Origin of the sequence: Burkholderia sp. MSMB2157WGS, assembly GCF_001532755.1 — a bacterium.
Lineage (GTDB): Bacteria > Pseudomonadota > Gammaproteobacteria > Burkholderiales > Burkholderiaceae > Burkholderia.
On the sequence record NZ_LPJG01000041.1, the window covers coordinates 127168 to 147305 of the forward strand.

A 20138-nucleotide genomic window follows, 5' to 3' on the forward strand; every position below is an offset into this window, starting at 1 on the left:
GGGACCGGAGTCAGTGCTGAAGCACTCGCTCCGGTCGACAGGAACACACGAAATGAATGAAAAGCAAACTGCCCACACGCACAGCGCGCCGCTCGTCGGCGTGCTGATGGGTTCGAGTTCCGACTGGGACGTGATGAAGAACGCGGTTGCGATCCTGCAGGAATTCGGCGTGCCGTACGAAGCGAAGGTCGTGTCCGCGCACCGGATGCCCGACGAGATGTTCGACTATGCGGAGAAGGCGCGCGAGCGCGGGCTGCGCGCGATCATCGCGGGCGCCGGCGGCGCCGCGCACCTGCCCGGCATGCTGGCCGCGAAGACCACGGTGCCGGTGCTCGGCGTGCCGGTCGCGAGCAAGTACCTGAAGGGCGTCGATTCGCTGCACTCGATCGTGCAGATGCCGAAGGGCGTGCCCGTCGCGACGTTCGCGATCGGCGAGGCCGGCGCCGCGAACGCCGCGCTGTTCGCGGTGTCGATCCTGTCCGGCAACTCGGTCGACTACGCGAACCGGCTCGCGGCGTTCCGCGTGCGCCAGAACGAAGCCGCGCACGCGATGGTGCTGCCGCCGCTGGCATGACGGCATGGCGCGCGGCCGCACGATGCGGCCGGCGCCGGATTTTCCCACTGCGGCGGGCATTTCCGCGTTCCGCCGCGACCGACCACTGACATGACCGCAACTCCTGATTCCGTTTCCCCGATCCTGCCCGGCGCGTGGCTGGGCATGGTCGGCGGTGGCCAGCTCGGCCGCATGTTCTGCTTTGCCGCCCAGTCGATGGGCTATCGCGTCGCCGTGCTCGATCCCGATCCGGCGAGCCCCGCCGGCGCGGTCGCCGATCGCCATCTGCGCGCGGCGTACGACGACGAAGCCGCACTCGCCGAACTGGCGGACCTGTGCGAGGCCGTCTCGACGGAATTCGAGAACGTGCCGGCCGCGAGCCTCGATTTCCTCGCGCGCACGACGTTCGTCGCGCCGGCCGGCCGCTGCGTCGCGGTCGCGCAGGACCGGATCGCGGAGAAGCGTTTCATCGAGGCGTCGGGCGTGCCGGTCGCGCCGCACGTCGTGATCGAATCGGCGGCGGCGCTCGCCGCGCTCGACGATGCCGCGCTCGACGCGGTGCTGCCGGGCATCCTGAAGACGGCCCGCCTCGGCTACGACGGCAAGGGCCAGGTGCGCGTCGCCACCGCGCAGGAAGCACGCGACGCGCATGCCGCGCTCGGCGGCGTGCCGTGCGTGCTGGAGAAGCGCCTGCCGCTGAAATACGAGGTGTCGGCGCTGATCGCGCGCGGCGCGGACGGCCGCTCGGCCGCCTTCCCGCTCGCGCAGAACGTGCATCACGACGGCATCCTCGCGCTGACGGTCGTGCCGGCGCCGGCGGCCGATGCCGCGCGCGTCGAGGAGGCACAGCAGGCGGCCGTGCGGATCGCCGATACGCTCGGCTACGTCGGCGTGCTGTGCGTCGAATTCTTCGTGCTGGAGGACGGCTCGTTCGTCGCGAACGAAATGGCGCCGCGCCCGCACAACTCCGGCCACTACACGGTCGATGCGTGCGCAACGAGCCAGTTCGAGCAGCAGGTGCGCGCGATGACGCGCATGCCGCTCGGCAACCCGCGCCAGCATTCGCCGGCCGCGATGCTGAACATCCTCGGCGACGTGTGGTTCCCCGACGGCGCGGCAGCCGATGCCGTCACGCCGCCGTGGGACGCGGTCGCCGCGATGCCGGCCGCGCACCTGCACCTGTACGGCAAGGAAGAAGCGCGCGTCGGCCGCAAGATGGGCCACGTGAACTTCACGGCCGAGACGCGCGACGAAGCCGTCGCCGCCGCCAACGCGTGCGCGCAACTGCTGCGCGTGCCGCTCGACTGAGGCGCGGGCCGATGTCCATCGATCTCCCGAAGCACGTGACGCCCGCGCAGATCGACGCAGCCGCCGCGTTGCTCGACGCGGGCCAGCTCGTCGCATTTCCGACCGAAACCGTCTACGGGCTCGGCGGCGACGCGGCGAATCCCGAGGCCGTCGCGCGCATCTATGCGGCGAAAGGGCGGCCCGCGAACCATCCGGTGATCGTGCATCTGCCGCCCGGCGGCGATCCGGGCTACTGGGCCGACGATCTGCCGGCCGACGCGCACGCGCTGATCGATGCGTTCTGGCCGGGGCCGCTCACGCTGATTCTGAAGCGTCATGCGCGTATTCCGGATGCCGTGAGCGGCGGGCAGGATTCGGTCGGGCTGCGCTGTCCGTCGCATCCGGTCGCGCAGGCGTTGCTGGCCGCGTTCAGCGCGCGGCGCGGCGGCCACGGCGGCGTGGCCGCGCCGTCCGCGAACCGGTTCGGCCACGTGAGTCCGACGACCGCGCAACACGTGCGCGACGAATTCGGCGATACCGTGCACGTGCTCGACGGCGGCGCATCGGAAGTCGGCATCGAGTCGACGATCCTCGATCTGTCGCGCGGCTTCCCGGCGCTGCTGCGCCCGGGCCACGTGACGCCTCGGCAGATCGCCGACGTGCTCGGCCGCGCGCCGAAGCTGCCGGACGGCAGCGACGCGACCGCGCCGCGCGCGTCGGGCACGCTGAAAGCGCATTACGCGCCGCGCACGCCGCTCGCGCTGCTGCCGTTCGACGCACTCGAGCCGCTGCTCGCGGCCGCGCAAACCGACGGCGAGCGCGTCGCGCTCGTCGCCCGCGCGTCGCGGGCAGGACACTGGGCGCAGGCCGACGGCGTGCATTTCGTCGCGGCGCCGGAAGACCCGCAGGCCTATGCACGCGACCTGTACGGGATGCTGCGGGCGCTCGATCGCGCGCAGGTCGCGCGCATCCTCGTCGAAAAGCTGCCCGAGACCGTCGAATGGATCGCGGTCAACGATCGCCTCGGCCGCGCGGCGGCGGCATTCGAAGCGCGCGACTGACGCGCGCAGGCGCCTGCCGAATGAAAAACGCCCGACCGGCGAACCGGTCGGGCGTTTTCGTTTGGGCGCGTGGCCGGCGGCTTACTTGCCGACGCCGGATTTCGCGATCTGCTGTTGGACGTATTGCGCGAACAGCGCGTGCAGGTGCGTCGTCGGGTGGACCGTGTCGGCGAACATGTAGGTCTGGTCCGCGTTCGCGACCGTGTACGTCTGCGGCGAGCAGAACAGCGACGAGCCGAACGCGGTCGCATTCGCGACGCCGTACTGCGTGGCGGCCTGCACCATTGCCTTCAGGTTGCAGGCGGTGTCCGTATTCGACACGCTGAAGCCGTTCGCCTGGTAGTTGGCCGCGATGCCGTCTTGCCACGTGAACGAATCGACCACCACGTACTTCGTCGGGTCGACCTTCAGCGCGGCGAGCGTGCCGACGAGCGTCTTGTTGAACAGCCCCGACAGTTGCGTGAACGCGGCCTGCGTGCTCGCGCCGCCTTGCAGCGCGAGCGGCGTGCCGCCGATGTCCGGCACGTTCGCGACGAACACGTGCGTCGCGCCCGCCGCGACGATCTGCTGGACGATCCCGCCCAGCTGCTGCGCGGCCAGGCCGATCGCCTGCGCCGCCGCGAGTTGCGCGGCCGGCGTGTTGCCTTGCGCCTGCGCGACCTGGGCCTGGTAGAAGATGTCGTTCGCGCCGCCGTTGATCAGCACGATCTGGCCGGCGTTGAAGCTGCCGTGCTGCGTCAGGTACTGCTTGACCTGGTCGGCGATCGGCGTCGTCGTCGCCTGGGCGTAGTCGGGGTTCGGCACGCTGGCGTCCGCATGGCCGATGCCCGGCTGCAGCGTCACGCGCGAGCCGCCTTGCGCGTAGCCGAGGCCGCCCGTCGCCTGCAGCGGAATGCCGAAGCCGCCCTGGTTCGCGGGCTGCAGCGTGTCGCCGTAGTACTGGGCGACGTCCTGCGTCCAGACCTGGCCCGGGTTGGTCGTGAAGCGGCCGCCGCCGAAGCCGAGCTTGATCTGCGAGTAGGTGCCGACGTCGGACAGGCTGTCGCCGAACGACACGATCTGCATCTTCACGCCCGACGGCGGCGTGTTCGACGCGCTGCCGCCGTTGTTGTCGTCGCCGCCGCCGCATGCGGCGAGCAGCGCGAGCGCGGCGCCGGCGATCGCGACTTGTGCGGTGCGCAGCATGCGCCGGCGCGTGCGGGAAGGTGCGTGTTGTTGTGTCTGCATCGTTCGATCTCCTCGTAGATATGGCCCTGATGTGTTTCTCATCTGCCGCGTGCCTGCTCGGTTCCGGGCTGCGCGGCGGCCGTTGGCTGAAACGGTTTATCGGTCGCGCGCAACCGCCTGCGGTACGGTGCGCGGATCCGGGTTCGCGGCCTCGGCGATCTGCGCATGATAAGCGCTCGCCCATTCGGGCGGGCCGAAAATCGCGCGCAGCTTGTTGCGCCATCCGCCGACGCGCCACGCGTCGGACGCCATCGCCGCCCACTCGTGGAACGTCGCGACGAGCGGGTTGTTCGAGCCGAGCCGCTCGACGATTCCGTAACGCGGCGGATCGTCGGGCGTTTCCTCGACATAGCTGCCGAACAGGCGATCCCAGATCACGAGGACGCCTGCGTAATTGCGGTCGATGTAGCGCGCGTTGCTTGCATGGTGCGCGCGGTGGATCGACGGCGTGTTCAACACGTATTCGAGCCAGCCGAGCTTGCCGATCGCCTGCGTGTGCACGAAGAACTGGAACGCGAGGTTGATCAGCACGATGCCGACGATCTGTTGCGGCGGAAAGCCGACGAACGCGAGCGGCAGCCAGAACAGCCACATGCCCGCGATCGGGTACATCAGGCTCTGGCGGAACGCGGTCGAGAAATTCATCCGTTCGGACGAGTGGTGCACGACGTGCGCGGCCCACAGCCAGCGCACGCGATGGCTCGCGCGATGAAACACGTAGTAGAGGAAGTCCTGCGCGACGAACAGCACCGCGAACGACAGCCAGCCGTCGTGCCACGTGTAGACGCGATAGTGGCGGTAGCAGTACGCATAGACGGGAATCACGAACAGCCAGGCGATCTTGTCGGCGCCCTGGTGCATCAGCGCGAGCGCCGCGTTGCACAGCGTGTCGCGCCACGCATAGATGCGGTCGTGCGCACGGGTGCGGGCGAAGTGCCAGGCCTCCCACGCGATGCAGAGCAGGAAGACGGGCGCCAGCGCGAGCAGAAGCAATTCGACGTCGAATCGCATGGGCGTGTCTCCTTCGTTCCCCTGCAAGCCATGAGGCCGGGCGTGTGGCCCGTTGTAGATATCGGTCAGGCCAACAGCCTACGCAATCGCCACGCGCTAGGCGAGGGGGCAGCGTAGAGGGTTCCCTCAGAGGATAGGGTTTCTACGGAACCCGTACTGCACGGGGCCGGGCGGTGCGGCCCCGTTTTGCGGGCGCGGCGCGCGCACGGGGCGTCGCGCGACGGTGGCGCGGGCGTTTCAAACCGCGCGGCGCGAGATTTTCGCGGGCGACGCGTGGGCCGCCCTGTCGCGACGACCCGCTGCACGCCGCACGTTGCACGCCGCACGGATCGTCAGTGCGCGCCCGCGTAGATCCACTCGAGCAGCGTGTCGTGCGCGGCGCGCGCGCCTTCCGCGTGATCGTTGTTGATGAAGCTGACGACGACGTAGCTCTGCCCGTCCGCCCCGGCGACGTAGCCGGCGATCGCGCGCACGTCGCGCAGCGTGCCGGTCTTGATGTGCGCGTTGCCGAGCACGCCCGCGTTGGTGAGGCGGTTCTTCATCGTGCCGTCGATGCCCGCGATCGGCAGCGAATCGACGAACGCCTGCGCGACGGGGCTCGCGTTCGCGGCCTGCAGCAGCGCGGCGAGCGACAGCGCGCTCACGTGCTCTTCGCGCGACAGCCCCGAGCCGTTCTCGAGCACGAGGTCGGGCATCGCGATGCCGTTCTTCTGCAGAAACGCCTGGATCGCGCGGCTCGACTGCTCGGGCGTCGCGGGCGGCTTGCCGCTGACCGCGCCGATCGTGAGGAACAGGTTGCGCGCCATCACGTTGTTGCTGAACTTGTTGATGTCGTAGACGATGCTGCCGAGCACCGGGCTGTGATGCACGGCGAGCGGCCGCGCGGTGGCGGGCACCTTGCCTTCGCTCACGGGCCCCGCGATCGTGCCGCCGTCCTGTTGCCACAGCGCGAGGAAGCCGCGGGCGAAGAACGTCGTGTGATCGAGGATCGCGAGGTTGGTCGTGTGCGCGCCGCAGCGCAGCGGGTAGTCGCCGGCGAACGATGCGGTCATGATCCCGCCGCCGGCCGTCAGCGTCGGGCGCGCAGCCGCGGCGGCCGCGCTGCACGAACCCGAGCCTTCGACGAGCTGGTTGTCGATCGACAGGTTCGCGAGCGGCGGCAGCACGTCGACGGCGACCTTGCCGTCATCGCCCGGCGTGACCGTGAACGACACGGCCTTGAATGCATACAGCAACGGATCGGGGCCGACGTTGTACGGCGCGCTGACATCGTCGTCGAACGACGGCAGGTCGCGCGTCGACGCAGCGAAATAGCTCTTGTCGAGCACGAGGCCGCCGGCCACGCGCTTGACGCCCGCCTTGCGCAGCTTGTCGACGAGGTCGATCAGTTCTTCGGGCACGAGCTTCGGATCGCCGGTGCCCTTGATGTACAGGTTGCCTTGCAACGTGCCGTCGGGGTCGACCGTGCCGTCCGTGTACGCGGTCGTGCGCCAGCGGTAGTCGGGGCCGAGGATCGACAGGCCCGCGAAGGTCGTCACGAGCTTCATCGTCGAGGCCGGCAGCATCGGCCGGCTCGCATTCCATGCGATCAGCGGTTGCGGATCGCCGACGCGCTCGACGACGACGCTCATCGCCGACGCCGGCACCTTCGCGCGCTGCAGCGCGACGAGCACGGTTGCCGGCAGGCCGGCCGCGCGCGCGGCCGGCGACACGACGGCGGTCTTGCGCGCTTCCTTGTGGGACTTCTTGCGGGCCTGCGCGGACGGCGCGAACGCGAGGGCCGTGCACGTGGCGACGACGGCGGCCGCCCGCAGACAGACGCGGGCGCGGGGGACGAACCGGGCGGAAAGATCGGAAATCGGCATGGGCGAATACGGGAAAAGCAGGGGGCTCGGGCAGGACGCGCGGGGGCGCCGAAGCGCACATTGTAGAGACAAGTCGGGGCTGGCCCCTTGCAATCCGCCTTACTGTTGCATTGCACGGTGCCGCGCACGCGATGCGCGGCGCTACAATGGTCGCCGTGTTTGACTCGCCCATGGATGCCTGTCCCGATGCGGATTCTGCTTGTCGAAGATGATCGAATGATTGCCGAGGGCGTGCGCAAGGCGCTGCGCTCGGACGGCTTTGCGGTCGACTGGGTGCAGGACGGCGACGCCGCGCTCACGGCGCTCGGCGGCGAGACGTACGATCTGCTGCTGCTCGATCTCGGCCTGCCGAAGCGCGACGGCATCGACGTGCTGCGCACGCTGCGCGGGCGCGGGCTGGCGCTGCCGGTGCTGATCGTCACCGCGCGCGACGCGGTCGCCGATCGCGTGAAGGGGCTCGACGCCGGCGCCGACGATTACCTCGTCAAGCCGTTCGATCTCGACGAGCTGGGCGCGCGGATGCGCGCGCTGATCCGCCGTCAGGCCGGGCGCAGCGAGTCGCTGATCCGCCACGGCGCGCTCACGCTCGATCCCGCGTCGCACCAGGTGACGCTCGACGGCGCGCCCGTCGCGCTGTCCGCGCGCGAGTTCGCGCTGCTCGAGGCGCTGCTTGCGCGGCCGGGCGCGGTGCTGTCGAAGAGCCAGCTCGAGGAGAAGATGTACGGCTGGGGCGAGGAGATCGGCAGCAACACGGTCGAGGTCTATATCCACGCGCTGCGCAAGAAGCTCGGCTCGGACCTGATTCGCAACGTGCGCGGGCTCGGCTACATGGTCGTCAAGGAAAGCTGACGCGTGCGGTCGATTCGTCATCAATTGCTGATCTGGCTGCTCGCGATCGTCGTCGCGGGCGTGGGCATGGCGGGCTGGCTCATCTACCGGCAGGCGCTCGCCGAAGCGAACGAGCTGTTCGACTACCAGTTGCAGGAAATTGCCGCGGCGCTGCCGTCGGAGCCGTTCTCGCAGGTATTCGGCTCGCGCACCAACGGCGACGAAGGCATCGTGATCCAGATCTGGAATCGCAACGGCGTGCTGATGTACTTCTCGCATCCGCGCGCGCCGATCGCGCCGCGCGCGGAGCTCGGCTTCTCGACCGAGCGCACCGATCGCGGCGAGTGGCGCGTGTACGGCGCGATCGTCGGCGACAACGTCGTGCAGCTCGCGCAGCCGCTGTCGGTGCGCAACCGGCTGGCGGCGAACGTCGCGCTGCGCACGCTGTGGCCGCTGATCGTGCTGCTGCCGTTCCTCGGCGCGGCCGTGTGGGGGATCGTCGGGCGCGGGCTCGCGCCGCTCGCGCGCGTGACGCGCGCGGTCGAGGCGCGCCGGCCGGAAGCGCTCGATGCGCTGCCCGACGCGCGCCTGCCGCTCGAGGTGCAGCCGCTCGTGCGGGCGCTGAACGGGCTGCTCGCGCGGCTGTCGGCCGCGCTCGACACGCAGAAGGCGTTCGTCGCCGACGCCGCGCACGAATTGCGCACGCCGCTCGCCGCCGTGCAGATCCAGGCGCAGCTCGTCGCCCGTGCGAAGGACGATGCGTCGCGCCGCGAGGCGATCGCGGATCTCCAGGACGGCGTGTCGCGCGCGACGCGTCTCACCGAGCAACTGCTCGCGCTCGCGCGCGCCGAGCCGGACGGCGCGACGATGCGCGAACCGGTCGACCTGCAGGCGCTGCTCGCCGAATGCGTGGCCGCGCATGCGCCGCTCGCGCAGCGGCACGACATCGATCTCGGCTTCGAGGAAACGTGTGCGGCGAGCGTCGTCGCGGACGTCGGCGCGCTGCGCGTGATGTTCGGCAACCTGCTCGACAACGCGGTGAAGTACACGCCGGACGGCGGCCGCATCGACGTGTCGCTGACGCGCGACGCGGCCGGCCGCGCCTGCGTGCAGATCGCCGACAGCGGGCCGGGCATTCCGGCGGCCGAGCGCGAGCGCGTGTTCGACCGCTTCTATCGCGACAGCACGGCGCGCGCGCGCACCGACGTGTCGGGCAGCGGGCTCGGGCTCGCGATCGTCAAGCGCGTGGCCGCGCAGCAGGGCGCGACGGTGTCGCTCGGCGATGCGGCCGCGGGCGGCCTGCTCGTCAGCGTCGTGTTCCGCGATGCGGAGATGCCGGCCCCGGCGCCGCAGCCTTCCGAATCCGTCTGAAGGGGGCGCCCGGCGAGGGCGGCGCGGGCCGGGTGCCGGCAGCCGCTTAAGCCCCGCTTAAGGCTGATTAAGCCTCCTTTAAGTCAGGGTCGTTACGCTGCGTCCTAACAAAGAGGAGGTCCTACGATGAACACCCGATTCCTTGCGCGCGGCACCGTCGCGGTCGCCGTGGCGGCTGCCCTGTCGGCCGGCTATTTCGCCGGCACGCGCCGCGCCGATCCGCAGATCATCACGCCCGCGCAGGCGGCCGCATTGATGCCGGCCGAAGCCGCGGCCAAGACCGGCATTCCCGATTTCTCCGGGCTCGTCGAGACCTACGGCCCGGCGGTCGTGAACATCAGCGCGAAGCACGTCGTGAAGCAGGTGTCGCGGCGCGCGCCGCAACCGCAACTGCCGATCGATCCGAGCGACCCGTTCTACCAGTTCTTCAAGCACTTCTACGGCCAGGTGCCGGGCATGGGCGGCGACGCGCAGCCGGACGACCAGCCGAGCGCGAGTCTCGGGTCGGGCTTCATCGTCAGTTCCGACGGGTACATCCTCACCAATGCACACGTGATCGACGGCGCGAACGTCGTCACGGTCAAGCTGACCGACAAGCGCGAATACAAGGCGAAGGTCGTCGGCTCCGACAAGCAGTCCGACGTCGCCGTGCTGAAGATCGACGCGAGCGGCCTGCCGACCGTGAAGATCGGCGATCCGGCGCAGAGCAAGGTCGGCCAGTGGGTCGTCGCGATCGGCTCGCCGTACGGCTTCGACAACACGGTCACGTCGGGCATCATCAGCGCGAAGTCGCGCGCGCTGCCGGACGAGAACTACACGCCGTTCATCCAGACCGACGTGCCGGTGAACCCCGGCAACTCCGGCGGCCCGCTGTTCAACCTGCAGGGCGAGGTGATCGGCATCAACTCGATGATCTACTCGCAGACGGGCGGCTTCCAGGGCCTGTCGTTCGCGATCCCGATCAACGAGGCGATCAAGGTGAAGGACGAGCTCGTGAAGACGGGCCACGTGAGCCGCGGCCGCCTCGGCGTCGCCGTGCAGGGGCTGAACCAGACGCTCGCGAGTTCGTTCGGACTGCAGAAGCCGGACGGCGCGCTCGTCAGCTCGGTCGACGCCAACGGTCCGGCCGCGAAGGCCGGCCTGCAACCGGGCGACGTGATTCTGTCGGTCAACGGTTCGCCGGTCGCCGATTCGACGTCGCTGCCCGCGCAGATCGCGAACCTGAAGCCGGGTTCGAAGGCCGACCTGCAGATCTGGCGCGACAAGTCGAAGAAGTCGATCAGCGTGACGCTCGGCGCGATGTCCGATGCGAAGCTCGCGTCGAACGACGGCGGGCCGGTCGAACAGGGCCGCCTGGGTGTCGCGGTGCGTCCGCTGTCGCCGCAGGAGCGCAGCGCCAGCAACCTGTCGCACGGGCTGATCGTGCAGCAGGCCGGCGGGCCGGCCGCCAACGCGGGCATCCAGCCGGGCGACGTGATCCTCGCGGTCAACGGCCGCCCGGTCACGAGCCCCGAGCAGTTGCGCGACGCGGTGAAGGGCGCGGGCAACAGTCTTGCTCTGCTGATCCAGCGCGATAATGCACAGATCTTCGTGCCGGTCGACCTGAGCTGACCGGCCACGGCCGACGGCCGGTCTGGCCGGCCGCGGCGGGCGCCGTCGCCGTGCGACCGCGTGACGCTGCGCCCGTATGTGTTCCGACCCCAAGGAGAGAGCCATGCAATATCTACGCAACGTGTCCCGATTTGCCGTCGCCGCGGCGCTGACCGCCGGCCTCGCGACCGGCGCGTACGCGCAGTCGGACGGTCTGCCCGCCGCGAGCCAGCAAGGCGATGTCAGCTACGTGTCGGGCGGTATCGGCAAGGACCAGTCGACGGCATTCCAGCGTAACGAGGCGTCGTGGCCGCTGGCGCTGCGCTTCACCGGCAAGGGCGGCGAATTCCTGGCCGACGTTCATGTGCGGATCGTCGACGGCAAGGGCACCGAGGTGCTGGCGACCGACGCGCGCGGGCCGTACATGCTGGTGAAGCTGCCGCCGGGGCGCTATACGGTGCATGCGTCGTACCAGGGCAGCGACGAATCGCGCGCCGTCACGGTCGGCGCGAAGGGCGGCGCGAAAGCCGCGTTCCAGTGGAGTGCGCAGTAGCCCGCCGCGCGCGGCCCGGGGCCCGGGCGCGCACTCGGACGAAGTTTCGCCCATAATGAAAGCCACGGCATGCGTGCCGTGGCTTTTTCGTTTCCTGCCCCGGCCTGGCGGCCGCCCGAAGGAGAAACGATGTCCGATGCAGCCGACCCTCGACTCGAAATCGTGCCGAACCGCCATCGCGTGCGCGTGATTCATCGCGGCATCACCTATGCCGATTCGCACGGCGCGCTGACCGTGCGTGAAGCGGGGCTCCCGGACATCCATTACCTGCCGCGCAGCGACGTCAACATGCGCCGGCTCGTGAAATCGGGCGTCACGTCGGCCTGCCCGTTCAGGGGGCAGGCCGTGCATTTCGATTTGCAGACGGAAGACGGCGTGATCGAGAACGCCGCATGGAGTTACGAAGAACCGAACGAGGCGGCGGCCGTGCTGGCGTACTACGTCGCCTTCGATGTCGCACGGGTCGACAGTCTCGTCGAGACGTCCTGATGCGGCGCGCGTTCATCGGGGAGGCGTCATGGAACTGAACGACACGTTACGCGTACCGCTCGCGCCGCCTGTCGTGCGGGATGCGCTGGAGGATCTCGCGCTGTTGCGGGCGAGCTTCGACCATTGCGAATCGTTCGTGAAACTCGCGCACGGCGAGTTCGCGCTGACGATCACGGTGCCGCTCGGTCCGCTGCGTGCGCGCTACGACGTGCGCGCGCATGCGGCCGCCGAGCAGGGGGACGCGGAAGGGCGGCCGCGCCGCGTGCTCAACTTCAAGGCGCGGGCCGACGGCCTCGGCGCACTGCGCGGCCAGGTCGAACTCGCACTGATGCCGGATGACGATGCGAGCGCCACGCGAATCGAGTACGTGGTCTGGGCGACGGCGAGCGGGCCGCTCGCCGAACTGCCGGGGCGGCAGATCGACAATGCGCTGCGCGAATGGACCGACACGTTCTTCCGCGAGTTCGGGGCGGTCGTGCAGGCGAAGCACGGCCTCGCGCCGAATCGCGCGAACTCATCCGCGCAGCGACGCCAGCACGTATTTCTGCGGCCGGCATCGCTGGTGGCCGCGACGAAGCGTGCGCTGCCGCCGCATCTCGGCGGCGCGCTGAGCGGGCGGGCGGCGAGCGCGCTCCGGCATCGCGATTCCGGCACGATACCCGTGTGGGCCTGGGCGGCGATGATCGTGTTCGTCGCGCTGCTGCTTTACGCGGCACGCTGGTTCAACGGCGGCTGACCGGCCGCCCGGCGCCGCGTCGCGGCCTGCCCGCCGCCCGCGCGGCGGGCGTCACCGTCCGGCGCCGGCTCCGGCGCCGCGAAATTCCCTTCGATACGCAGACGGCGACGTGCCGAGCGCGCCCGCGAAATGCTGGCGCAGCGACACGCTCGAGCCGTAGCCGGCCGCCTGCGCGATCGCGTCGATCGATTGTCCGGTGGTTTCGAGCAGATGCCGCGCGCGCGCGAGCCGCTCGGCCTGCAGCCACGCGGTGACGGTCGTGCCCGTCGCCTGGCGGAAGTGGCGCGTGAACGTGCGCCGGCTCATCAGCACGCGCTCGGCGAGCGAATCGACGCTGTGCGCGGCGTCGAGATGGGCGCGCACCCAGTCGAGCAGGCCCGCGAGCCGCGCATCGCGCGGATGTGCGGCGACCGGCTGCGGCACGTACTGGGCCTGGCCGCCCTGCCGGTGCGGCGGGATCACGAGGCGGCGCGCGATCCGGTTCGCGGCGTCCGGGCCGAAACGCCGCCGCACGACGTGCAGGCAGCAGTCGAGCCCCGCGGCGGTGCCGGCCGACGTCGTCAGGTTGCCGTCGTCCACGTACAGCACGTCGGGATCGAGTTTCACGCGCGGAAAGCGCCGGGCGAAATCGTCGGCCCACGCCCAGTGCGTGGTGGCCGGGCGGCCGTCGAGCAGGCCGGCCGCGGCGAGCACGTAAGCGCCGAGACACAGGCCGACGAGTTCGGCGCCGCGCGCGGCGACCGCGCGCACGGCATCGAGCAGCGCGTCGGGCGGCGCTTCGTCGGGGTCGCGCCAGGAGGGCACGATGACGATGTCCGCATCGTCGAGCGCATCGAGCCCGTACGGCGCGGCGATCGTGAAGCCGCCCGTCGTCGCGAGCGGGCCGCGCTCGGCCGAGCAGACGCGGAACGCGAACGCGGGCGACGCGTCCGCGTCGCGCTCCTTGCCGAACACGACCGACGGCACCGACAGGTGGAACGGGCTGATGCCGTCGTACGCGATCACGGCGACGACGGTCGGAACGGATGGGGCGGGCGACGCGGCGGCGAGCATGGCGGCTCCGGAAAAGCGATGGCCCGATTTTATCGAAGAATGGCTATCGGGCCACTATCGGCGCCCGCCACGCGGCCCGACAATGCGTCGCATCGCACTGCTGGCCGCCCCGCTCCGGGGCGGGGCAGCGCCTCCGATCAGGAGCCCGCCATGTCGAACGCCGTCCCGCATTCCGCTTCCCGTCCCGCTTTCCGCCGCGCACTGATCGTGATCGACGTGCAGAACGAATACGTGACGGGCAACCTGCCGATCGAATATCCGCCGCTCGACGTGTCGCTCGCGAACATCGGCCGCGCGATCGACGCCGCGCACGCGGCCGGCGTGCCGGTGATCGTGGTTCAGCACGTCGCGCCGGCCGACGCGCCGATCTTCGCGCCCGGCACCGACGGCGTCGCGCTGCACGCGGTGGTCGCCAGCCGGCCGTACGCGCATCGGATCGAGAAGGCGCAGGCCAGCTCGTTCGCCGGCACCGATCTCGCCGCGTGGCTCGACGCGCACGGCATCGACACGCTCGCGGTGGCCGGCTACATGACGCACAACTGCAATGCGTCGACGGTCTATCACGCGGCGCATGCGGGGCTGAAGGTCGAGTACCTGGACGATGCGACGGGTGCGCTGCCTTACGAGAACGAAGCGGGCGCGGCGAGCGCCGAGGAGATTCACCGCGCATACGCGGTGGTGTTCCAGTCGAATTTCGCGGCCGTGATGTCGACCGACGCGTGGATCGCGGGGCTGGCCGGCGCGCCGATGCCGGCGCGCGATTCGGTGGCCGCGTCGAACCGGCGGGCTCGCGCGCATCGCGCAAAGGCGGCCTGACCCGGCACGGCCACGGGGCGCGCACTACGCCGCGGTCAGTCGCGGTCCTTCAGCATCGCCGGGCTGTAGCGCAGCATGTCGAAGCAGCCGTCGACGAGCTTTTCCGCATGCTGCTCGGCGTCGATTTCGTCGGGCAGCATCAGCATGTCGCGCACGAACCCGCTGACGAGCGTGTGCAGCATCAGCGCCGCGCGCCACGTATCGAGCCGCTCCGGCAGCAGCTTGCGCTCCACGGCCACCGCGAGATCGGCGTCGATCATGTGCAGCGCCTCGCTCATCCCCGCGCGGTTGCGTTGCAGCAGCGGCTCCATGTCCGCGACGTACTCGCACTTCATGAACAGGATGCTGAACACGCGCCGCAGCTGCGGGTCGCGCTGCACGCCGAGCAGGCACCAGATCAGGATCTGGCGCACCTTGTCGAGCGGATTGCCGCCCGGCGCGTCGAGCGGTATCCGCTTCAGTTCGTCGATCGGCAGGAGCACGCGGTCGAACATCGCATCGAACAGTTCGCTCTTGTTCGCGAAATGCCAGTAGATCGCGCCGCGCGTCACGCCGGCGTGCTGGGCGATGTCCGCGAGCGACGTATGCGACACGCCTTTCTCGAAGAACACGTGTTCGGCGGCGTCGAGAATGCGATTGCGCGTCTCGAGCGCCTCCTCCTTGGTACGTCTGACCATGTGCAGGCCTGATTGGATCGATCGTCGGTGAATATAGGGTCCGCAACCCCTCGTCGCCGTCATGCAGACCGGCTATGCTTGCTGCTGGTAACAATCTGTAAGACGGGGCAGCCGGCGGAGTACGAACGGGCTTTTTACATACATTCGTGAATGTATATACAATACCACCCTACGATCGAATGACCCAAGTGGCAATCAGTTAATATCCCACTCTGCTGATTCCCGCCCTAGTATCAGTCCGCAGTTCGCGGCATCCCCGTCGGCACGGAGGTCTCGTGCCGACGTGCTGTATCTAGCAGTCCAGTAATTCAGGTGTTCGATCTGCGCCGCGAGGCGCATCCGTGTTGCGCTCCTGGCGGGCGCGTCACTTATTCCATTGGTTATACACAGAGGTCGCTCCATGCGCGTCGAACGGGTTCCATACCGCTTAATCACTGTCGCGACGGCCGCCGTTTTCCTGGCCGCGTGCGGGAAAAAAGAATCGGCACCGCCGCCGCAAACGCCGGAAGTCGGCGTCGTCACCGTCCAACCGCAAGCCGTGCCGGTCTTCACCGACCTGCCGGGCCGCACCAGTGCATTCCTCGTCGCGCAAGTGCGTGCGCGGGTCGACGGCATCGTGCTGCGCCGTGAATTCACCGAAGGCACCGACGTCAAGGCCGGCCAGCGCCTCTACAAGATCGATCCGGCGCCGTACATCGCCGCGCTGAACAGCGCGAAGGCGACGCTGGCGAAGGCGCAGGCGAACCTCGTCACGCAGAACGCGCTGGTCGCGCGCTACAAGGTGCTGGTCGCGGCGAACGCGGTCAGCAAGCAGGACTACGACAACGCGGTCGCCACGCAAGGCCAGGCCGCGGCGGACGTCGCGGCCGGCAAGGCGGCGGTCGACACCGCGCAGATCAACCTCGGCTATACGGATGTCGTGTCGCCGATCAGCGGCCGCGTCGGCATCTCGCAGGTGACGCCGGGCGCATACGTGCAGGCGAGCCAGGCGACGCTGATGTCGACGGTGCAGCAGCTCGATCCGGTGTACGTCGACCTCACGCAATCGAGCCTCGAAGGGCTGAAGCTGCGTCAGGACGTGCAGAGCGGGCGTCTGAAGACGAGCGGCCCGGGCGCGGCGAAGGTGACGCTGATCCTGGAAGACGGCAAGACCTACTCGGAGCCGGGCAAGCTGCAGTTCTCGGACGTGACGGTCGACCAGACCACCGGCTCGGTGACGATCCGCGCGGTCTTCCCGAACCCGGGCCGCGTGTTGCTGCCGGGGATGTTCGTGCGTGCACGGATCGAGGAAGGCGTGAACGAGAACGCGTTCCTGGTGCCGCAGATCGGCGTCACGCACGACCAGAAGGGCCAGGCGATCGCGATGGTGGTGAACGCCAGCAACAAGGTCGAGCCGCGTCCGTTGAAGACCACCGGCATGCAAGGGCAGAACTGGATCGTCGAAGGCGGTCTGCAGGCGGGCGATCACGTGATCGTGCAAGGCGTCGACAAGGTGCGCCCGGGCGCGACCGTGAAGACGGTCCCCGCGCAGCTCGCTCCGGCGGCCGATGCCGCCTCGGGTGCCGCTGCCCCCGCCGCGCCGGCCGCCGCCGGATCCGGCGCCGCTGCCGCTTCCGGTGCCGCCGCATCGGGCGCCGCGCCGGCGAGTGCTGCCGCTGCTTCGAGCGCGCAATAACAGGGAGCCTGTTTCATGGCAAAGTTTTTTATCGATCGCCCGATCTTCGCGTGGGTGATCGCCATCATCCTGATGCTGGCCGGGGTTGCGGCGATCTTCACGCTGCCGATCGCGCAGTATCCGACGATCGCGCCGCCATCGATCCAGATCACCGCGAACTACCCGGGCGCTTCCGCGAAGACGGTGGAAGACACGGTGACGCAGGTGATCGAGCAGCAGATGAGCGGGCTCGACAACTTCCTGTACATGTCGTCGACGAGTGACGACTCGGGCAACGCGACGATCACGCTGACCTTCGCGCCGGGCACCAACGCCGACATCGCGCAGGTCCAGGTGCAGAACAAGCTGTCGCTCGCGACGCCGGTTCTGCCGCAGGTCGTGCAGCAGCTCGGTCTGTCGGTCACGAAGTCGAGCAGCAGCTTCCTGCTGGTGCTCGCCTTCAACTCCGAAGACGGCAGCATGAACAAGTACGACCTCGCGAACTTCGTGGCGTCGCACGTGAAGGATCCGATCAGCCGGCTGAACGGCGTCGGTACCGTCACGCTGTTCGGCTCGCAGTACGCGATGCGGATCTGGCTCGACCCGAACCGCCTGACCAACTACGGGCTCACGCCGGTCGACGTCAGCTCCGCGATCACCGCGCAGAACGTGCAGATCGCGGGCGGCCAGATCGGCGGCACGCCGGCGAAGCCGGGCACCATGCTGCAGGCGACGATCACCGAATCGACGCTGCTGCAGACGCCCGAACAGTTCGGCAACATCCTGTTGAAGGTCAACCAGGACGGCTCGCAGGTTCGCCTGAAGGACGTCGCGCAGATCGGCCTCGGCGGCGAAAACTACAACTTCGACACGAAGTACAACGGTCAGCCGACCGCGGCGCTCGGTATCCAGCTCGCGACCAACGCGAACGCGCTCGCGACCGCGAAGGCCGTGCGCGCGAAGATCGACGAGCTCGCACCGTTTTTCCCGCACGGCCTCGTCGTGAAGTACCCGTACGACACGACGCCGTTCGTGAAGCTGTCGATCGAGGAAGTGGTCAAGACGCTGCTCGAAGGTATCGTGCTCGTGTTCCTCGTGATGTATCTGTTCCTGCAGAACCTGCGGGCGACGATCATCCCGACGATCGCGGTGCCGGTCGTGCTGCTCGGCACGTTCGCGATCATGTCGATGGTCGGCTTCTCGATCAATACGCTGTCGATGTTCGGCCTCGTGCTCGCGATCGGCCTGCTGGTCGACGATGCGATCGTGGTGGTCGAGAACGTCGAGCGCGTGATGGCCGAGGAGGGGCTGTCGCCGAAGGAGGCGACCCGCAAGGCGATGGGCCAGATCACCGGCGCACTCGTCGGCGTGGCGCTCGTGCTGTCGGCGGTGTTCGTGCCGGTGGCGTTCTCCGGCGGTTCGGTCGGCGCGATCTATCGTCAGTTCTCGCTGACGATCGTGTCGGCGATGGTGCTGTCGGTGCTGGTCGCGTTGATTCTGACGCCGGCGCTGTGCGCGACGATCCTCAAGCCGATCCCGCAGGGCCATCACGAAGAGAAGAAGGGCTTCTTCGGCTGGTTCAACCGCACGTTCAACAACAGCCGCGACAAATACCACGTCGGCGTGCACCACGTGATCAAGCGCTCGGGCCGCTGGCTCATCATCTATCTGGTCGTGATCGTCGCGGTCGGGCTGCTGTTCGTGCGCCTGCCGAAGTCGTTCCTGCCCGATGAAGACCAGGGCCTGATGTTCGTGATCGTGCAGACGCCGTCGGGCTCGACGCAGGAAACGACCGCGAAGACGCTCGCGAACATTTCCGACTACCTGCTGAAGGACGAGAAGGACATCGTCGAATCGGCGTTCACGGTCAACGGCTTCAGCTTCGCGGGCCGTGGTCAGAACTCGGGTCTCGTGTTCGTGCGCCTGAAGGACTACTCGCAGCGTCAGCATGCGAACCAGAAGGTGCAGGCGCTGATCGGCCGGATGTTCGGGCGCTACGGGAGCTACAAGGACGCGCTCGTGATTCCGTTCAACCCGCCGTCGATTCCCGAACTCGGTACCGCCGCCGGCTTCGACTTCGAGCTGACGGACAACGCCGGTCTCGGCCACGATGCGCTGATGGCTGCACGCGGCCAGTTGCTCGGGATGGCCGCGAAGGATCCGGCGCTCGCGCTGGTGCGCCCGAACGGCCTGAACGATACGCCGCAGTACAAGGTCGACATCGATCGCGAGAAGGCGAACGCGCTCGGCGTGACGGCCGCGGCGATCGACCAGACGTTCTCGATTGCGTGGGCGTCGCAGTACGTGAACAACTTCCTCGACACCGACGGCCGGATCAAGAAGGTGTACGTGCAGGCCGACGCGCCGTTCCGGATGACGCCGGAAGACATGAACATCTGGTACGTGCGCAACAGCGCGGGGGGGATGGTGCCGTTCAGCGCGTTCTCGACCGGCCACTGGATCTACGGGTCGCCGAAGCTCGAGCGCTACAACGGCGTGTCGTCGATCGAGATCCAGGGGCAGGCCGCGGAGGGCAAGTCGACCGGCCAGGCGATGGCGGCGATGGAAGCGCTCGCGAGCAAGCTGCCGGAAGGCATCGGCTATTCGTGGACGGGGCTGTCGTTCCAGGAAATCCAGTCCGGCTCGCAGGCGCCGATCCTGTACGCGATCTCGATCCTCGTCGTGTTCCTGTGTCTCGCGGCGCTGTATGAAAGCTGGTCGATCCCGTTCTCGGTGATCATGGTCGTGCCGCTCGGCGTGATCGGTGCGCTGCTCGCGGCCACGATGCGCGGCCTCGAGAACGACGTGTTCTTCCAGGTCGGCCTGCTGACGACCGTGGGCTTGTCCGCGAAGAACGCGATCCTGATCGTCGAGTTCGCGCGCGAACTGCAGCTGACGGAGAAGATGGGGCCGATCGAGGCCGCGCTGGAAGCGGCGCGCCTGCGGCTGCGTCCGATCCTGATGACGTCGCTCGCGTTCATTCTCGGCGTGATGCCGCTCGCGATCAGCAACGGCGCGGGCTCGGCGAGCCAGCACGCGATCGGTACGGGCGTGATCGGCGGGATGATCACGGCGACGTTCCTCGCGATCTTCATGATCCCGATGTTCTTCGTGAAGATCCGTGCGATCTTCAGCGGCGAGAAGGAAGACGTCGACGAGGCGCTGCGCCTGGCTCAGGAGCACTCGCACCACGAAGAGAAGCCGGGCAACGGCGACGAAGGCAACAAGGGACAGTGATGATGCAAAAACACGCTTTGACTGCAATCGCAGTCGCGCTCCTTGCCACGGGCTGCACGATGGCGCCGCATTACAAGCGGCCCGACGCGCCCGTCGCGCAGGCGTACCCGGCCGGCGGCGTCTACGCGAC

General features: G+C 68.8%; 17 protein-coding genes. 12 read left to right on the forward strand and 5 right to left on the reverse strand.

The genetic code is table 11. From position 1 onward, the window contains the following. The first annotated feature begins 52 nt into the window (after positions 1 to 52). The 3 genes from purE (at position 53) to WT53_RS26540 (ending at position 2901) form a co-directional block, all read left to right on the forward strand. A complete protein-coding gene (gene purE / locus WT53_RS26530; protein ID WP_034208281.1) occupies positions 53 to 574 on the forward strand; it encodes a 5-(carboxyamino)imidazole ribonucleotide mutase in 522 nt (173 codons plus the stop codon). A gap of 90 nt (positions 575 to 664) precedes the next feature. Further along, the gene (locus WT53_RS26535) at positions 665 to 1861 is read left to right on the forward strand and encodes a 5-(carboxyamino)imidazole ribonucleotide synthase (RefSeq protein ID WP_059780559.1); all 1197 of its coding nucleotides are present in this window, start codon (positions 665 to 667) and stop codon (positions 1859 to 1861) included. Positions 1862 to 1872: 11 nt separating this feature from the next. Then, the gene (locus WT53_RS26540) at positions 1873 to 2901 is read left to right on the forward strand and encodes an L-threonylcarbamoyladenylate synthase (protein ID WP_059822921.1); all 1029 of its coding nucleotides are present in this window, start codon (positions 1873 to 1875) and stop codon (positions 2899 to 2901) included. Positions 2902 to 2982: 81 nt separating this feature from the next. On the opposite strand, the gene WT53_RS26545 is transcribed toward WT53_RS26540, so the two are convergent. The 3 genes from WT53_RS26545 to dacB all read right to left on the reverse strand — a co-directional run bounded on the left by WT53_RS26545 (position 2983) and on the right by dacB (position 7004). Then, positions 2983 to 4128 carry an SGNH/GDSL hydrolase family protein gene (locus tag WT53_RS26545; RefSeq protein WP_060262288.1) on the reverse strand — a complete coding sequence of 382 codons (1146 nt, stop codon included), beginning with the start codon at positions 4126 to 4128 and terminating at the stop codon, positions 2983 to 2985. Between the two features lie 96 nt (positions 4129 to 4224). After that, positions 4225 to 5139: a sterol desaturase family protein gene (locus tag WT53_RS26550; RefSeq protein WP_060262290.1), complete on the reverse strand. Its 915-nt coding sequence runs from the start codon at positions 5137 to 5139 to the stop codon at positions 4225 to 4227. Positions 5140 to 5471: 332 nt separating this feature from the next. Beyond that, on the reverse strand, positions 5472 to 7004 hold the full coding sequence (dacB, locus tag WT53_RS26555) for a D-alanyl-D-alanine carboxypeptidase/D-alanyl-D-alanine-endopeptidase (RefSeq protein ID WP_059780562.1): 1533 nt from the start codon (positions 7002 to 7004) through the stop codon (positions 5472 to 5474). A gap of 186 nt (positions 7005 to 7190) precedes the next feature. Here dacB and WT53_RS26560 point away from each other — a divergent pair, with 186 nt between their 5' ends. From WT53_RS26560 to WT53_RS26585, 6 genes are all read left to right on the forward strand, one after another. Further along, complete coding sequence (locus WT53_RS26560) at positions 7191 to 7853, forward strand: response regulator (protein WP_006481728.1); 663 nt, start codon at positions 7191 to 7193, stop codon at positions 7851 to 7853. A 3-nt stretch (positions 7854 to 7856) separates the two neighbouring features. Further along, on the forward strand, positions 7857 to 9203 hold the full coding sequence (locus WT53_RS26565; RefSeq protein WP_034208275.1) for an ATP-binding protein: 1347 nt from the start codon (positions 7857 to 7859) through the stop codon (positions 9201 to 9203). Between the two features lie 126 nt (positions 9204 to 9329). Next, positions 9330 to 10814 (forward strand): DegQ family serine endoprotease, encoded by a 1485-nt coding sequence (locus tag WT53_RS26570; RefSeq protein WP_034208274.1) that lies wholly within the window; start codon positions 9330 to 9332, stop codon positions 10812 to 10814. A gap of 103 nt (positions 10815 to 10917) precedes the next feature. After that, a complete protein-coding gene (locus WT53_RS26575; RefSeq protein WP_059780564.1) occupies positions 10918 to 11346 on the forward strand; it encodes a carboxypeptidase-like regulatory domain-containing protein in 429 nt (142 codons plus the stop codon). 129 nt (positions 11347 to 11475) lie between these two features. Further along, complete coding sequence (locus tag WT53_RS26580) at positions 11476 to 11835, forward strand: DUF427 domain-containing protein (RefSeq protein WP_034208272.1); 360 nt, start codon at positions 11476 to 11478, stop codon at positions 11833 to 11835. 28 nt (positions 11836 to 11863) lie between these two features. Then, complete coding sequence (locus WT53_RS26585; RefSeq protein ID WP_059780566.1) at positions 11864 to 12571, forward strand: CoxG family protein; 708 nt, start codon at positions 11864 to 11866, stop codon at positions 12569 to 12571. A 51-nt stretch (positions 12572 to 12622) separates the two neighbouring features. Here WT53_RS26585 and WT53_RS26590 read toward each other — a convergent pair whose 3' ends face one another. Further along, positions 12623 to 13624: a helix-turn-helix domain-containing protein gene (locus tag WT53_RS26590; protein ID WP_060262292.1), complete on the reverse strand. Its 1002-nt coding sequence runs from the start codon at positions 13622 to 13624 to the stop codon at positions 12623 to 12625. Positions 13625 to 13774: 150 nt separating this feature from the next. Here WT53_RS26590 and WT53_RS26595 point away from each other — a divergent pair, with 150 nt between their 5' ends. Further along, a complete protein-coding gene (locus WT53_RS26595) occupies positions 13775 to 14440 on the forward strand; it encodes a cysteine hydrolase family protein (RefSeq protein WP_060262294.1) in 666 nt (221 codons plus the stop codon). 35 nt (positions 14441 to 14475) lie between these two features. Here the strand turns inward: WT53_RS26595 and WT53_RS26600 are convergent, their stop codons facing one another. Further along, positions 14476 to 15117, reverse strand: coding sequence for a TetR family transcriptional regulator (locus WT53_RS26600; RefSeq protein WP_059780567.1), 642 nt, complete (start codon positions 15115 to 15117; stop codon positions 14476 to 14478). A gap of 400 nt (positions 15118 to 15517) precedes the next feature. On the opposite strand from WT53_RS26600, the gene WT53_RS26605 reads away from it, so the two are divergent. Further along, on the forward strand, positions 15518 to 16792 hold the full coding sequence (locus WT53_RS26605; RefSeq protein WP_060262296.1) for an efflux RND transporter periplasmic adaptor subunit: 1275 nt from the start codon (positions 15518 to 15520) through the stop codon (positions 16790 to 16792). A 15-nt stretch (positions 16793 to 16807) separates the two neighbouring features. After that, positions 16808 to 20008, forward strand: a complete 3201-nt coding sequence (locus WT53_RS26610) for an efflux RND transporter permease subunit (protein WP_060262298.1) — start codon at positions 16808 to 16810, stop codon at positions 20006 to 20008. Positions 20009 to 20138: the final 130 nt, after the last annotated feature.

Bases quoted from the DNA above. Each gene is read 5' to 3' on its own strand.
- WT53_RS26580 (WP_034208272.1), top strand. From the start codon at position 11,476: ATGTCCGATGCAGCCGACCCTCGACTCGAAATCGTGCCGAACCGCCAT.
- WT53_RS26590 (WP_060262292.1), bottom strand. From the start codon at position 13,624: ATGCTCGCCGCCGCGTCGCCCGCCCCATCCGTTCCGACCGTCGTCGCC.
- WT53_RS26560 (WP_006481728.1), top strand. From the start codon at position 7,191: ATGCGGATTCTGCTTGTCGAAGATGATCGAATGATTGCCGAGGGCGTG.
- WT53_RS26595 (WP_060262294.1), top strand. From the start codon at position 13,775: ATGTCGAACGCCGTCCCGCATTCCGCTTCCCGTCCCGCTTTCCGCCGC.
- WT53_RS26540 (WP_059822921.1), top strand. From the start codon at position 1,873: ATGTCCATCGATCTCCCGAAGCACGTGACGCCCGCGCAGATCGACGCA.
- WT53_RS26585 (WP_059780566.1), top strand. From the start codon at position 11,864: ATGGAACTGAACGACACGTTACGCGTACCGCTCGCGCCGCCTGTCGTG.
- WT53_RS26550 (WP_060262290.1), bottom strand. From the start codon at position 5,139: ATGCGATTCGACGTCGAATTGCTTCTGCTCGCGCTGGCGCCCGTCTTC.
- WT53_RS26575 (WP_059780564.1), top strand. From the start codon at position 10,918: ATGCAATATCTACGCAACGTGTCCCGATTTGCCGTCGCCGCGGCGCTG.
- purE (WP_034208281.1), top strand. From the start codon at position 53: ATGAATGAAAAGCAAACTGCCCACACGCACAGCGCGCCGCTCGTCGGC.
- WT53_RS26545 (WP_060262288.1), bottom strand. From the start codon at position 4,128: ATGCAGACACAACAACACGCACCTTCCCGCACGCGCCGGCGCATGCTG.
- dacB (WP_059780562.1), bottom strand. From the start codon at position 7,004: ATGCCGATTTCCGATCTTTCCGCCCGGTTCGTCCCCCGCGCCCGCGTC.
- WT53_RS26535 (WP_059780559.1), top strand. From the start codon at position 665: ATGACCGCAACTCCTGATTCCGTTTCCCCGATCCTGCCCGGCGCGTGG.
- WT53_RS26570 (WP_034208274.1), top strand. From the start codon at position 9,330: ATGAACACCCGATTCCTTGCGCGCGGCACCGTCGCGGTCGCCGTGGCG.
- WT53_RS26605 (WP_060262296.1), top strand. From the start codon at position 15,518: ATGCGCGTCGAACGGGTTCCATACCGCTTAATCACTGTCGCGACGGCC.
- WT53_RS26610 (WP_060262298.1), top strand. From the start codon at position 16,808: ATGGCAAAGTTTTTTATCGATCGCCCGATCTTCGCGTGGGTGATCGCC.
- WT53_RS26600 (WP_059780567.1), bottom strand. From the start codon at position 15,117: ATGGTCAGACGTACCAAGGAGGAGGCGCTCGAGACGCGCAATCGCATT.